The following is a 14,897-nucleotide window of genomic DNA, read 5'->3' as shown; positions in this document are numbered from 1 at the left end:
ATCAGATGGCTTCGCGCAGATGGAAGGATTTCGGCCGGGTCAGATTGTCGTAGCCGAGCGCCGAAAGGGCGACGCCTTTGCCGGTGTCCTTGACGCCGGTCCAGACCAGCGCCGGATCGAGGTAGTCGCAGCGGTTCATGAACACGGTGCCGGTCTCGACGCGGTCGCCGATCGCCACCGCATGCTCGATATCGCCGGTCCAGATCGAAGCGGTCAGCCCGTAGGGGCTGTCGTTCATCAGCGCGATCGCCTCCTCGTCGTTACGCACCTTCATGATGCCGACGATCGGGCCAAAACTTTCCTCGCGCATGACGCTCATCTGGTGGTCGACGCCGGTCAGCACTTCCGGCGCCAGATAGGGCGAGCCGGCCTTGTCGTTAGCCACCTTCATATTGATGTGTGCGATTGCACCCTTGCGCAGCGCCTCGGCCTTCTGCTCGCGGATCAGGTCGGCAAAGCGCGCCTGCGCCATCGGCCCCATTGTCGTCTCCTGTTCCAGCGGATTGCCGACGACATAATTCTTCGTCTCGGCGATGAAACCTTCGACGAACTGGTCGTAGACCTTCTCATGCACATAGACGCGCTCGATGCCGCAGCAGCACTGGCCGGAATTGTAGAAGGCGCCGTCGACCAGATTGGCCACCGCATGGTCGAGCTTGGCGTCGGGCAGCACATAGGCCGGATCCTTGCCGCCGAGTTCGAGCCCGAGCGTCATGAAGGTGCCGGCCGCCGCCTTCTCGATGGCGCGGCCGCCGCCGACCGAACCGGTGAAATTGACATGGTCGATCTTGCCCGAGCCGAGCAGCTTCTCGGTCTGGGCATGGTTCAGCACGACATTCTGGAACACGCCCTTGGGCAGCCCAACCTTGTCGAACGCCTGCTGGAACCGTTCGCCGACCAGCAGCGTCTGCGCCGCATGTTTGAGGATAACGGTATTGCCGGCCATCAGTGCCGGCACGATGGTGTTGACGGCGGTCAGATAGGGATAGTTCCACGGCGCGATCACCATGACGACGCCGAGCGGATCCTTCTTCACATAGCGTCGGAAGCCGTCCTTCGGGTTGGATGCCGGCACGGATTTCAGCGCGGCTTCAGCGATCTCGACCATGTAATTGGTGCGTTCCCTGACGCCGCCGAACTCGCCGCCATAGCGCACCGGTCGCCCCATCTGCCAGGCGATCTCCGGCACGATCTCGTCGGTCATCGCGACCAGCGCTTCGAGCATCGCCAGCATAAATTTGCCGCGCTCGACGATCGGTGTCAGCGCCCACTTCTCCTGCGCCGCCTTGGCGCGCTCGACCGCGGCATTGATCGCCTGGTCGGTCGCGATCGGCCGCTCGGCGTAAATCGAACCATCGATGGGCGATTTGAGTTTTACGGTTTCCAAAGGATACTCCAAGTTAGCAGGCTAGGGTGCGCAGATGGCCATTGCGGCCATAGCGAAGGATGGGCTCGTCACGCGTCACCAGAACCATGTCCAACGCTCTCGCACTTGCCATCAGTATCCGATCGATGGGATCACCATGAGGCGGACCGGGCAGGTTGGATGACGCAATCAGAATGGCTGGTGAGATAGCGCTGAGCTTTGCCGACATTCGCTCGATGAATCGCTCCACGAAGTCGAGTGGTGCCAATGGCAGATTGAGCCGACCCTTGGCTACGCCGATTCCGATCTCCCATGCCGACATCGGTGAAAGATACAGACGGCCGTCATAGGCCGCTTCCGAAATCTCCCGGCTTGCGTGCGGATCGATCAGACTATCGTTGGCGACAAAGATCACCGCACATGTATCCAGAAGCAGGTTTGGCCCTTCGCTCATTTACGCACCGCAAGTTTGCCGTCACGCGCGTCAGCCTCACCGCCCAGATAGCCCCGGTCCCATGGCTCGTCATCGAAAGGTTTGGTGATATCAAATCCGGCTTCGATCGTTATTAGGCCCTTCATGAAACCAAAACCGGGGTGGCGATCCGCGCGCGCCTCCTTTGGCGCGGCAGGCACGCTACCACTGGGCGGCGCCGAAATGGGCTCTTTGCGAACGCGGCGAAATACCAGTTTCCCACTCCCTATATTGACGGATTCGGTCTCGAACCCAGCCTCAAGCCACTCCCTTGTCATGGGATTGTTGCTCGGATTGTTGCTCCACCATGCAGGGTATTGCTTCGATGCGGGCAGCGGCAGATTGAGCACTCTCTCGATTTCGGCGAACGACATCGGAACGCGATCGACATTCTGGGCAATGAGAAAGTCCTTGAGCGGCGCATATTTGGACATTGCAAACTCCTCAATGTAGCGCACTGCAGTTTACAGGTACCATATGGTACTAACTTCACCACATTGTCAACATTAAAGCTGTATAAAGTTTTAGTACCGCTCGAACCCTCTGTGCAGTTCCCAATCCGTAATGCGGCGGTCGTATTCGAACTGCTCCCACTTTGCGGTGTGGACATAATGTTCGAGCACATCGTCGCCGAGCGCCTGCTTCAGCATCTTCGACTTGGCCAGCGTCTCGGTGGCGTCACGCAGCGTTTTCGGGATCTCCGGCAGGCGCGAGGCCTGGTAGGCATCGCCGACGAACGGCTTCTGCAGTTCGAGCTTCTCGTCGATGCCGGCAAGGCCGGCGGCGATCAGCGCCGCGAAAGCGAGATAGGGGTTTAGGTCGGCGCCGCCGATGCGGCATTCCATGCGGATGCCCTTGGTGCCCTCACCGCACAGGCGGAAGCCGGCGGTGCGGTTGTCCTCGCTCCACATGATCTTGGTCGGTGCGAAGGTGCCGGCCTGGAAGCGCTTGTAGGAGTTGATGTAGGGCGCCAGGAACCAGGTAAACTCCCTGGCGTATTTGAGCTGCCCAGCCGCCCATTGCTGGCCAAGCGTGGACAAAGTCCAGTCCGCCTTCTTGTCGAAGAACAATGGCGTCTTGCCATCGGCGCTCCACAGCGAATTGTGGATGTGGCTGGAGTTGCCCGCGAGCCCGTAATTGTATTTCGACATGAAGGAAATCGACTTGCCTTCGGACTCGGCAATCTCCTTGGCGCCGTTCTTCAGGATGACGTGGCGGTCCGCCATGTCGAGCGCCTCGGCATAGCGCACATTGATCTCTTCCTGGCCCGGGCCCCATTCGCCCTTGGAGTTTTCGATCGGGATGCCCGCCGCTTCCATCTCGTTGCGAAGCCGGCGCATGACGCCTTCTTCCTTGGTGGTGATGACGATCTGGTAGTCGCCGATATAAGGCGACGCGGTGTCGAGCCCCTGCCAGTGCTTCTTGCGGGCGGAATCGTAGGTCTCGTTGAACAGGTAGAATTCGAGCTCGGAGGCGAAGTAGCCGATATAGCCGCGTTCGGTGAGCCGCTTGACCTGCTTTTTCAGCATCGCGCGCGGCGAATGCGGAAGGTCGTCATGGGTGTGGTGGTCGAGCACGTCGCAGATCACCAGCGCGGTCTTTTCCAGCCACGGAATCCGCCGCAGCGTCGCAAGGTCCGGCTTCATGACGAAGTCGCCATAGCCCTTCGACCAGCTTGCCGCCTTGTAGCCCGGCACCGGCTCCATATCGATGTCGGCGGCGAGCAGATAGTTGCAGCCATGCGTCTCGTCATGAGCAGAATCCACAAAGTACTGCGCCAGGAAACGCTTTCCCGCGAGCCGCCCCTGCATGTCGACGATGCAGGCCAGCACCGTGTCGATCTCGCCACTGGAGACCGCTTTCTTCAACTGATCGAACGAGAAATTTCCGGCCATTTCCTTTGGCACTCCAGTGCTTGGTCGTTGAGGACGAAACCATAGCCGGCTGCACGCCGGCCATGGCCATGATGGTGACGTCAGTGGCCGGTTTCGCCGACCGCCTGTTCGGCGGCCTTGATCGCTGCCTGACGTGCCGCGATGATGTCCCCCAGCGGCGGGCCCTGGAAGCGATTGCGCTCGAAGGCGAACCAGACAATCGCCGTCAGGATGAAGAAGCCGACGGTGATGTACAGCGCCCAGTCGTTCGGCGGCTGGATGCCGATGATGAAGATCAGGATCATCGACACGATCGAGAGAACGCCGAACAGCATGAAGATGCCACGGCCCAGGTTCCACGGTCCCATCTTGTCCCACTTCGGCGTTCCCCAGGCCACCATGCCGAGCACGATCGGCACGGTGAAGGACAGGAACAGGAAGATGACGGTGCAGGACACGACGATGGTGTAGGCCGAGGTGCCGGCGACCGAAACCAGCGTCGAACCCCAGACGAACAGCACCGACAGGACCGACGCCGTCCAGATCGCCGCCACCGGCGTGCGATAGGTCGGGCTGACCTTGGCCAGTGCAGACGAGCCCGGCAGGCCGCCGTCACGCGAGAAGGCAAAGATCATGCGCGAAGCCGAGGTGACGGTTGCGAGGCCGCACAACAGCTGGGCGATGAACACGACGAGGTAGACGAACTCCTTGAGGCCGGGACTGACGCGCTGGTCGAAGGCCCAGAAGAACACGTTCCAACCCTGCTTGGCGGCGTCGTCCATGTTGGGGATCATCAGTACGAAGGCGGCCAGGAACAAATAGCCGAAGACCGCCGACCAGATAACCGACATCACCATCGCACGCGGCACCGATGAGGCCGCCTTGATGGTTTCCTCGGAAGTGTGTGCCGAAGCATCGTAGCCGGTGATGGTGTAGATCGGCAGCAGAAGGCCGAGAGCGAACACCCAGGCGTTCGAGACGGACGGCCAGACGCTGGCGCCGGCCTCACCCGAGTAGTTGTGGAAGGTGAAGAGCCGGCTGAAATCCCAGGTCTCGGCGGAGAACAGGCAGACGACAGCAATCAGGATCGAGCCGAAGAAGATCAGGTAGCCCGAAAAGTCGGTCAACTTCGCAGTCAGCTTGATGCCGAGATGGTTGATCAGGGCCTGGGCGCCGGTGATGATGACCAGGAAGATCATCTGATTGGTCAGCGTACCCTCGATGCCGAGCGTCGGCCCGAAGGCGCCGATGAAGAACGTCCAGGTGCCGACATTGATGGCGCCGAGCACGGTGATCAGGCCGAGCAGGTTGAGCCAGGCCGTCACCCAGCCGGTGCCGCGATTGCCGAGGATCGAACCCCAGTGATAGAGGCCGCCGGCCGTCGGATACGCCGAGCTGATCTGCGACATGGCGACCGCGAAGGTGAGCGAGACGAAGCAGCCGACCAGCCAGCCGATGCCGATGCCGATGCCACCGGCGCCCGACGTTGCCTGCGCCAGCGAATTGATGCCGCCCGACAGGATGCAGATGATGGAGAAGGAAACGGCGAAGTTGGAGAAGCGGCTTAGCCGCCGCTCAAGTTCCTGGGCGTAGCCCATGGAATGGAGGTGCTTTACGTCTTCCGCCTTGTCTGTGTCTGAATAACCCGGTGCTGCCATTGTAGTCCCCTTTGCATTCTTAACTGGCCGGCCCTGCCCCGGTCGGCTTGCGCCGGCCGGAGCATCTAGTCTTTGCTGTTAGCCTGCCGTCTGGCCGACGGCTGCTTCCGCGGCCGCGATCTCGGAAGCGCGGCGAGCAATGTCGGCGCCGATCGGCGGGCCCTTGAAGCGGCGCGATTCGATGCCGAACCACAGCACCACGAGCAGAACGATCAGGCCGATGGCATAGTTGATCAGGATGTCGAAGGGCGGCTGGATGCCGGCATACATCAGCACCAGAACGCCAAGCACCGTGATGACGGCGAACGGCTTGGACCAGATGCCGAGGCGGAACGGGCCGAATTCGGTCCAGCTCTTGCCCTCGGCAAGCAGGCCGGCGGCCACGGGCATGGCGTAGGACACGTAGAGGAACAATGCACAGCCGGCCGCCAGTGCGGCAAAAGCCGGCGAGTACAATGTCGCTGCGACCGCGAGCACCGCTCCGAGCCAGATTGCCGCCACCGGCGTGCGCCATGTCGGGCTGACGGTTTTCCACACCGACGAACCGGGCAGGCCGCCGTCACGCGCGAAGGCAAAGATCATGCGCGAGGTCGACGTCAGTCCGGCGAGAGCGCAGATGAAGTTCGCCAGCACGATTGCGATGGCAATGATGCTCTTCAGCAGGAATGGTGCCGGCAGGTTGTTGAAGAGATTGAACCAGGCATTAGCGCCATCCTTGGCCGTCGCTGCCAGATCGGGGCTGGCCAGTACGAACGAAACGGCCATGACGAAGCCGAACACCAGCGACCACAGGACCGAATGGATCATGCCGCGCGGCACCGCCACGCGGGCATTGTGGGTCTCTTCGGACGTGTGGGCCGAAGCGTCGAAGCCGGTGATGGTGTAGAGTGGGTAGAGCAGGCCGATCAGGAAGGCGACGAGTGCCGTCCGTGCGGTCGGAACGTAGCCTGCGCCTGGATCACCGGTGTTGTTGACGAAGGTGGTGAGCCGCGAGAAATCCCAGCTTGCGCCCCAGATCAGGAACATCGCGGTCAACACGACGGCGACGACCAGAATGAGGTAGCCCGAGAAATCCGTCAGCATGGTGGTGAGCCTGATACCGAAATGGTTGATCAGCGCCTGTGCGACCGTGATGATCACAACGCCGATCACCTGCTCCTGATAGCCCCACGCGGAGACGTCGTTGCCGAACACGCCGGACCAGACAAGGTCCTTGAACAGCGCGTAGACGCCGACATTGACCGAGGCGACGACGAAGACCAGGCCGAGCAAGTTGATCCAGGCCGTGGCCCAGCCCCAGCCGCGCCCGCCGAGAATTGACGACCAGTGGTAGAGACCGCCGGCCGTCGGATAGGCCGAGCCGATCTGGCCAAGGGACGCGGCAACGACAAGTGCAAAGACGCCGCCGATGACCCAGCCGACAGTCGCCTCGAAGCCGCTGCCGGTCGCCATGGCCAGCGGGAAGGACGTGATGCCGCCCGCCAGAATGCAAATGATCGAAAAGGAAATAGCGAAGTTCGAGAAGCCGCTCATGCGGCGAGCCAACTCCTGGGCATAGCCCATGCTATGGAGGGTTTTTACATCCTCCGATCTTTCAGCGTCTGATTTGTCCGGTCCTGCCATTTTCGTCCCCTGTTTTTCTAGCTGGCCGATTGAACTGACTTTCCCATTGCTTGTCGCCGGGAACCCTTGGCCTCCTCGGGTTCCAGGTCAGAAAAAATGCCTGTGAGCAGATCCGCCCATTTCCGCTGCCCGGTCTCGCCGGAAATCTCGTCGTTGCGGATTTCGATCATTGCGCAGGCAAGGCCGCGCGAGCGTGCATGGCGCTCCAAAGTGAAATAGACGCGGTCGGCCGGCGAATAGGGCTCGTTGATGCCGACAGTGACGCCGGAGAGCCGCTGCAGCGCCGCTATCAGCGGCGACGCCAGCCGGCGGTCGTCATCATGGATGATGCCGATATGCCAGGGCCGGTTCTTGCCCTTGTAGACCGGCGTGAAGGAATGCACCGACACCAGCCGGGTGTCCTGCCCACGCGCCTGCCGGTCGTCGATGATCGATGCGATCGTGTCGTGGAACGGCCGCCACGACAAAGCGATGCGCTCGGCGCGCTCACTGTCCGACAGGCCGGCATTGCCCGGAATGGCCGTCGTCTCGCTTACCGGCGGCACCAGGTCCGGTGCCTCGAGCGGACGGTTGCAGTCGATTATCAGGCGCGAGATGCGGGTTTCGATGAGCGTCGCATCGAGGGCGGTCGCGATGCGGCGGGCCACCGGCAGCGCGCCGGGGTCCCAGGCGATGTGGCGGGAGAGGTCCTCGGCCGGCAGGCCAAGCGTGCCGAATTCGGACGGCAGGAAGTTGGAAGCGTGGTCGCAGGTCAGCACGAAAGGGCTGGACCCGCCGGGGTTCGTCACCCCTACGGTATCAGACGATGCAAGGCTGGCGGGCCGTGCTCTCTCCATAGTCTGCCGTCCCCTGGGGAGCGCTGTATCTTATGTTACGTATTTTGCCTCATTGCGTCCCTGTGGATGATTTCATACAGTTTGTCCGGCTTTGTCAAACGCGATTTCGGGGAAGCGGTCTGGACGGGCTCAGGGGTGGGGAAAACGATGATTTCCAGCATTGCCGAACTGATTTCGGACCGCATCGGCACGATGCCGGCCGGCGAGCGCCGCGCCGCGCAAACGCTGATTGCCAACTATCCGCTGATCGGGCTGAAGACGGTCGCCGAGTTCTCGACCGCCGCCGGCGTATCGTCGCCGACCATCCTGCGCTTTGTCTCCAGGCTGGGGTTCCAGAACTATCCCGAATTCCAGTCGGCGCTGCAGGACGAACTGGCGGCGCAATTGCAGTCGCCGGCATCGCGCACGCTCAATCCGGCCTCACCGGGCAGCAGTGCCGTGTCGCCAATGCTGGAGGCGACGCTGGACAATATGCGCGAGACCTTCAGGCATCTGTCCGACAGGCAGCTTGCCGACATCGCCGAAAGGCTCGCCGAACGGCGCGGCAAGACATTCCTGATCGGCGGCCGCTTCACCGATCCGTTGGCGCGCTACATGGCCGCCCACCTCGCCATCATCCAGCCCGACGTTTATCACCTCGCCGGTCAGGAGAGCATCTGGCGCGACCGGCTGATCGACATGGGCAAGCGCGACGTGCTGGTGATCTTCGACATCAGGCGCTACCAGGACAGTCTGGTACGCTTTGCCGAGACCGCGCATCAGCGCGGCGTACAGATCGTGCTGTTCACCGACCAGTGGCTATCGCCGATCGCCCGCTTCGCCCGCCATGTCATTGCAGGACGCACCGCCGTGCCTTCGGCGTGGGACTCTTCCGCCGCTCTGTTCGTTGTCGCCGAGACGCTGATCGGCGCTGTCACCAGGCAGCTCGAGGCCGACAGCGCCAAGCGCATCCGCGACCTGGAAAGCCTGCGCTGACACGCTCAATCCCGGCCGCAGGTGCGCAAAATTACGCAGATTTAATGTGCATGGAAGCGGCAGAATTGCCATAAAGCCATGATATTGCGGCGGCTTCGCACATACCGGGTGCGTCGCTGCGCGTTTTTTTGCTTGGTGAAACCGGTAGACGTTTTGCCAACCGGAGTGTCGATGGTCGCCTGGAAACAGATCGTTTTTGCGCTTGTGATCCTGGTCGCGGCTGTCCTCGCCTGGGCGCGATTCTTCCCGGGCGCGCCGGAGGTTCTGGCACGCTGGGGTATCGACTGGACCTATGCTTCGGCGCCCGCCACAACCGGTGCGGTCGACACGACAAAACAGGCAGGCGGTCGCAAAGCTGCCGGCCGCCCGGCAAATGTCGTCGCCTTGCCTGCGGCCACCGCCACCATCAACGATCGCCTGCAGGCGATCGGCACCGGCCGCGCCAACGCCTCGGTGACGGTCAACCCGTACAGCTCCGGCCGGCTGGTTGAATTCCTCGTTCAGTCCGGCACCCGCGTCGACAAGGGGCAGATCATCGCTGTTCTCGATTCCGAGACCGAGGTGATCTCGCAGGATCGTGCCAAGCTCGCCTTGCAGGATGCCCAGGACAAGCTCGAGCGGGTGAAATCATTGAGGGCCTCCAACGCCGCGACCCCGGTCGCCGTCGCCGATGCCCAAGTGGTGCTGGCCGGCGCCAAACTGGCGCTGCAGGATGCCGAACTCGCCTTGCAGCGTCGTTCGATCGTCGCCCCTATCGCCGGCACGGTCGGCATCCTGCCGATATCGGCCGGCAATTACGTCACCAGCCAGTCGGCGATCGCCACGCTTGACGACCGCTCCTCCATCCTGGTCGATTTCCTGGTGCCCGAGCGCTTTGCCGCCGCCGTCAAGGTCGGCGCGCAACTGTCGGCGACGCCGATCGCCAATCCGAGCAAGGCCTATACCGGCACCGTGTCGGCCATCGACAACCACATCGACGAAAAGAGCCGCACTCTGCTGGTCAAGGCTGCAATCGCCAATCCGGCGGATTCGCTGCGCGCCGGCATGTCGTTCGGCATCACCATGCGCTTCCCCGGCGACACCTACCCGGCCGTCAGCCCGCTGGCAATCCTGTGGGGTTCCGACGGCGCCTATGTCTGGCAGGTCGAGGACGGCAAGGCCAGGCGCGTTCCCGTGCGCATCATCCAGCGCAACACCGAGACGGTGCTGATCGACGCCGAGATCGAGGATGGCGACATGGTGGTGACCGAAGGCACCCAGAGCGTCAGCGAAGGCGGCGCGGTCCGCATCGCCGGCCAGGACAAGCGCGCCGCGGACGCCGCCGAAGGCTCATGACCGCGCCTGTCAGCACCGCCAGCGAAACCGGCTTCACCGCTCTCTTCATCCGCAGGCCGGTCATGGCCTTCGTGCTGAACACGCTGATCGCAGTGGCCGGCCTTGCCGCCTTCTATGGCGTCGAAATCCGCGAACTGCCCGACGTCGACCGCGCCGTGGTCACCGTGTCGACGGCCTTCGAGGGTGCCGCCGCCGAAACCGTCGACCGTGAACTGACCGACACCATCGAGGGCGCGGTCGCCCGCGTCTCCGGCGTCAAGTCGATCTCGTCGACCTCTTCCTTCGGCCAGAGCCGCGTCACCATCGAGTTCAACGACGGCGTCGATTTGAACGTCGCCGCCTCCGACGTGCGCGACGCGGTCGGCCGTGTCGCCAACATGATACCGGAGACCGCCGACCCGCCGCGCATCGTCAAGGCCGATGCCAATTCCGATGCCGTGATGCGACTGGCCGTCACCTCCGACACCATGTCGGTGCAGGACATGACGGTGATCGTCCAGGACCAGATCGAGGACGAACTGGCCGCCGTGCCCGGCGTCGCCGACGTTCAGGTCTATGGCGACCGCGACAAGATCTTCCGCATCGATGTCGACCAGAATAAGCTCGCCAGCCTCGGCTTCACTGTGGCCGATCTGAGGGCAGCGCTTGCCTCGGTCGCTTTCGATTCACCAGCCGGTTCGATCACCACCACCAACCAGGATCTCATCGTCCGCACCACGGCCGATGTGACGACGCCGGAAGAATTCGAAAACATCATCATCGGCGGCACGACGCGCATCCGCGACGTCGCCACCGTCACGCTCGGTCCCGACATCGGCCAGACCTCGTTGCGCTCCGACGGCAAGACCGGCATTGGCCTTGGCATCATCCGCCAGGCGGAATCGAACACGCTGGATATTTCCACCGGAGTGAAGGCAGCCGTCGCCAAGCTGCAGGAAAACCTGCCCAAGGGCATGTCGATCAAGATCACCAGCGACGACGCCGTCTTCGTCAACGGCGCCGTGCACGAGGTCGAGATCGCGCTCGGCCTGTCGATCTCCATGGTGCTGATCGTCATCTACATCTTCCTGCTCGACTGGCGCGCGACGCTGATCCCCGGTCTCTCAATGCCGGTCGCCATGATTGGCACCATCGCCGCCATCTATCTCGCCGGCTTCTCCATCAACATCCTGACGCTTCTGGCGCTGGTGCTGGCGACCGGCCTTGTCGTCGACGACGCCATAGTCGTTCTGGAAAACATCGTGCGACGGCGCAACGAAGGCATGGGGCCTCGTGCCGCCGCCGTGCTCGGCGCCCAGGAAGTGTTCTTCGCCGTCATCGCCACGACGCTGACGCTCGTTGCCGTTTTCGTGCCGATCTCCTTCCTGCCGGGACAGACCGGCGGCCTGTTTCGCGAATTCGGCTTCGTCCTCGCCATGTCGGTGCTGCTCTCCTGCGTGGTGGCGCTGACGCTGTGCCCGATGCTGGCCTCGCGCATGTTGACCGGCGCATCGCTCCACCATGAAGGCGGTCACGGCATTGGCGCGCGCGTCGGTGGCGCGCTGAACGCGGCCTACAAGCGCGCCCTGCATGCCTGCCTCGGCGCGCCGTGGATCGTGCTGCTGGTTGCGGTGCTGTTTGCGGGCGTCGCCTTCAGCCTGTTCGGCACCATCCGCCAGGAACTGACGCCGAGCGAGGACCGCGCCGTCGTGCTGTTGCGCATCAACGCGCCGCAAGGCGTCAGCCTCGATTACACCACGCAGCAGATGCAGAAGATCGAGAGGCTGATCCAGCCGCTGCGCGATTCCGGCGAGATCGTCTCGACCTTCGAAAACGCCGGCCAGAACGGCGCCTACAATTCCGGCTTCATGGTGATGACGCTGGCGCCGTGGGACGAGCGCACGCGCAGCCAGCAGGAGATCATGGCGCAGATAAGCCAGCTGACCCGGCAGGTGCCATCCGTGCGCATCTTCCCGGTGCAGGCCAATAGCCTCGGCATTCGCGGCGCCGGCAACGGCCTGCAATTCGCGCTGGTCGGCAACGACCGCAAGGCGCTCGGCGACGCGGCGGTGAAGATCATCGCCCGGATGCAGGCCGATCCGCGCTTCCAGACGCCGCGGCTTTCCATCGACCCGACGCAGCCGCAGCTGGCGGTGGCGATCGACCGCGAGCGCGCCTCCGATCTCGGCATCGACATATCGGGTCTCGCCAACACCTTGCAGGCGATGCTCGACGGCAACGATGTCGTCGATGTCTACATCGCCGACCGCAGCTATGGCGTGAAGCTAGTCTCGACCACCAACCCGATCAATGATCCGACCGATCTGGAAAACATCTTCCTGAAGACCGCCGACGGCCGCTTCGTGCCAATGTCGACCATCGCCACGCTGACCGAGCGCGCCGTGCCGCCGTCGCTGACCCGCGAACAGCAGCAGCCTTCGGTGGCGATCACCTCGAACCTGAACGGCAATTTCGCACTGGGTGACGCGCTCGGCGTTGCCGAGCAGATCGCCGCCCCGCTGCTGCCGCCGGGCAGCCGCGTCCTGCCGCTGGCCGAAGCCGCGACGCTCGGCGAGACCAACAGCGCCATGATCACCATTTTCGGCTTCGCGCTGGTCATCATCCTCCTGGTGCTCGCCGCCCAGTTCGAAAGCTTCGTCAGCGCCGTCATCATCATGGCGACGGTCCCCCTCGGCCTTGCCTGCGCAATCTTTGCGCTGCTTTTGTCAGGCACCAGCCTCAATGCCTACAGCCAGATTGGCCTCGTGCTTCTGGTCGGCGTCATGGCCAAGAACGGCATCCTCATCGTCGAATTCGCCAACCAGCTGCGCGACCGCGGCCTCGGCGTGCGCGAGGCGATCGAGCAGGCCTCGATCATCCGCCTGCGGCCGGTGATGATGACGATGATCTGCACCATCCTCGGCGGGGTCCCGCTGGTGCTGGCCGCCGGCGCCGGTGCCGAAGCGCGCATCGCGCTCGGCTGGGTCATCGTCGGCGGGCTGGGTCTCGCCACCGTCTCGACGCTGTTCCTGACCCCGGTCGCCTACCTCCTGCTCGGCCGCTTCGTCACGCCGAAGGCGCATGAGGAAGCGAGGCTGAAGCGGGAGCTTGAGGAAGCGGCGTACGCCAATGTCGAGCCGGCGGAGTAGCTGGCTCCAGTGGCTGTAGATATAGGGAGGGGGCGGTCGTCAGCACTGAAAACCGTTCGTGCGCCTCCACTATTTGCCAGTGAATTCTGGCAGTTGGATGTACGGGTTGGCCGGGTCGTACCGGTACCTCGGCTCACCTTTCCCCGGTGATATCGCACCCGCGATCAGTGCTCCTTTCGGCCCGAATTGATAGTCTATCCCGGCACAGAGGTGAGCGAGATCTTGGTAGTCAAAGCCGCGCAGCGCAACGCGGGTTTCAAACGCCGCTGCCTTGAGGGCGTCAGGCGAAAGCGCGCCGAGCGTGCTGTCGCGATATGCTTTGAGCTTGGCTTTATTGAGCTTGGACGACTGACACTCCGAGCCGACTTCTCGCGCCAGCACGATGTTTCTGACTGCGGTCGCAGCAGGATTGTCCAGGGCGGCCGAATACTTCTTGAGGAAGAAGTTTGTGCTGGGGTCATTGGTCATCGACTTGCGCCAGGAAGGCGGGAACTTGTCAGCAGCCTCGGCAGAAATCGAGCCTGCCATCCCCGTGAGGACGACTGCAACGAACCACAGTTGCTTCATGGGAGAACCTCGAACTCTTCTGATCTACGGCCTAATAAACACCTTCCCGTTCGGCTTGGCCAGCTCCGCCGGGGCCTTCGCCATCGCCTCATCCAGCGGTAGCACCGCCGTCACGTCGGTTGACCAGCGCCCATCCGAAAAGCGCTTCTGTGCTTCCATGATCGCCGGGCCGCGCTTGTCGCGGAACTGGCGCATCCATTCGACCAGCCAGAAGCCTTCAATGTGCTTGTGTTGGAAGATCATCTGGCCGGGCTCACGGATGACAGTGGTGTCCGGATCGAGCCGTCCATAGATGATCCAGCGCGAGCGCTTCGGCATGGCGTCGAAGATCGCCGAGGCCAGCGGCCCGGTCACGGCATCGAGGAAGATGCGCGGCTGCTCGGCCTTGACCACATCGCGTAGTGCTGCCTTGAAATCCGGCGCCTTCTCGTTGAGCACATGGGCAGCCCCGATCTCCTTCAACAGCGGAATCTGCTCGTCGCGGCGCACGGTGACGATCGGCCGGAACCCAGCCTCCTTGGCGAGACCCGCGATCAGCTTGCAAAGCTGGCTGGCGCCGGCGGTCATGATGAAGGCTTTTTCGCCCGTCTGCTTGACGATGTCGAACATGGCGAGCGCCGTGAGCGGGTTGACGATCATCGCCGCGCCATCCTCGTCGCGGACCGTGTCGAGCAGCGGAATGCAGCCGGGAGCTTCGGCAACTGCATAGTCCGCCCACGCGCCCCAATTGGTGACGCCGGTGGTGAAGGCGATGCGCTTGCCGATCAGGCTTTTCGCATAGGGCTCGTCGCCGCTGGCAACGACCGTGCCGACACCCTCGAAGCCGGCCGGCTGGCCCTTGGCGCGCGGCTGACCGTACTGGCCCTTGATGAACATGACGTCGGACGGGTTGATCGAGGCGAGGCTGACCTTGATCAGCACCTGGCTCGGTCCGGGCGTCGGCACGCCGATGCTGCCCAGCGTGAGATACGGCTCCATCGCCTCCAGCACGCTGCCGGAGGGCGTCCTGGTGTAGCCGTCGCCGATCAGCAGCAGTGCTCTCATGTCTGAAGGTATCGCCATG

At 63.1% G+C, this 14,897-nt stretch carries 12 protein-coding genes; 3 read left to right on the top strand and 9 right to left on the bottom strand.

The genetic code is table 11. The features are described 5' to 3' along the window. Position 1 precedes the first annotated feature (1 nt). From NKI64_RS05100 to NKI64_RS05070, 7 genes are all read right to left on the bottom strand, one after another. Positions 2–1,387 carry an aldehyde dehydrogenase family protein gene (locus NKI64_RS05100; RefSeq protein WP_023756310.1) on the bottom strand — a complete coding sequence of 462 codons (1,386 nt, stop codon included), beginning with the start codon at positions 1,385–1,387 and terminating at the stop codon, positions 2–4. A 13-nt stretch (positions 1,388–1,400) separates the two neighbouring features. Then, positions 1,401–1,820, bottom strand: a complete 420-nt coding sequence (locus tag NKI64_RS05095) for a type II toxin-antitoxin system VapC family toxin (RefSeq protein ID WP_027049802.1) — start codon at positions 1,818–1,820, stop codon at positions 1,401–1,403. After that, entirely contained in the window at positions 1,817–2,272 is a 456-nt protein-coding gene (locus NKI64_RS05090; RefSeq protein ID WP_023671165.1) for a DUF7662 domain-containing protein, read from the bottom strand. The genes NKI64_RS05095 and NKI64_RS05090 overlap by 4 nt, the downstream gene beginning before the upstream one ends. Before the next feature lie 90 nt (positions 2,273–2,362). Further along, positions 2,363–3,733 (bottom strand): glutamine synthetase family protein, encoded by a 1,371-nt coding sequence (locus NKI64_RS05085; protein ID WP_352666819.1) that lies wholly within the window; start codon positions 3,731–3,733, stop codon positions 2,363–2,365. Positions 3,734–3,813: 80 nt separating this feature from the next. Further along, complete coding sequence (locus NKI64_RS05080; protein ID WP_023691841.1) at positions 3,814–5,370, bottom strand: amino acid permease; 1,557 nt, start codon at positions 5,368–5,370, stop codon at positions 3,814–3,816. A 78-nt stretch (positions 5,371–5,448) separates the two neighbouring features. Further along, positions 5,449–6,993, bottom strand: a complete 1,545-nt coding sequence (locus NKI64_RS05075) for an amino acid permease (RefSeq protein ID WP_023691842.1) — start codon at positions 6,991–6,993, stop codon at positions 5,449–5,451. A gap of 17 nt (positions 6,994–7,010) precedes the next feature. Continuing rightward, positions 7,011–7,829: an N-formylglutamate amidohydrolase gene (locus tag NKI64_RS05070; RefSeq protein WP_023701006.1), complete on the bottom strand. Its 819-nt coding sequence runs from the start codon at positions 7,827–7,829 to the stop codon at positions 7,011–7,013. Between the two features lie 147 nt (positions 7,830–7,976). Between NKI64_RS05070 and NKI64_RS05065 the strand changes: the two genes are divergently transcribed. The 3 genes from NKI64_RS05065 (at position 7,977) to NKI64_RS05055 (ending at position 13,267) form a co-directional block, all read left to right on the top strand. Further along, positions 7,977–8,804: a MurR/RpiR family transcriptional regulator gene (locus NKI64_RS05065; RefSeq protein ID WP_023686446.1), complete on the top strand. Its 828-nt coding sequence runs from the start codon at positions 7,977–7,979 to the stop codon at positions 8,802–8,804. Positions 8,805–8,975: 171 nt separating this feature from the next. Further along, on the top strand, positions 8,976–10,139 hold the full coding sequence (locus NKI64_RS05060; protein ID WP_352666814.1) for an efflux RND transporter periplasmic adaptor subunit: 1,164 nt from the start codon (positions 8,976–8,978) through the stop codon (positions 10,137–10,139). Continuing rightward, a complete protein-coding gene (locus NKI64_RS05055) occupies positions 10,136–13,267 on the top strand; it encodes an efflux RND transporter permease subunit (protein ID WP_023671158.1) in 3,132 nt (1,043 codons plus the stop codon). Before NKI64_RS05060 ends, NKI64_RS05055 begins: the two co-directional genes overlap by 4 nt. Positions 13,268–13,336: 69 nt before the next feature. On the opposite strand, the gene NKI64_RS05050 is transcribed toward NKI64_RS05055, so the two are convergent. Continuing rightward, positions 13,337–13,834, bottom strand: a complete 498-nt coding sequence (locus NKI64_RS05050) for a hypothetical protein (RefSeq protein ID WP_352666810.1) — start codon at positions 13,832–13,834, stop codon at positions 13,337–13,339. A 24-nt stretch (positions 13,835–13,858) separates the two neighbouring features. Further along, a complete protein-coding gene (locus NKI64_RS05045; protein WP_352666807.1) occupies positions 13,859–14,896 on the bottom strand; it encodes a zinc-binding dehydrogenase in 1,038 nt (345 codons plus the stop codon). Position 14,897 lies beyond the last annotated feature (1 nt).

It is taken from the genome of Mesorhizobium sp. M0478 (genome assembly GCF_040321305.1).
Taxonomy (GTDB): Bacteria; Pseudomonadota; Alphaproteobacteria; order Rhizobiales; family Rhizobiaceae; genus Mesorhizobium.
This window is presented reverse-complemented; position numbering and strand designations above follow the sequence as displayed.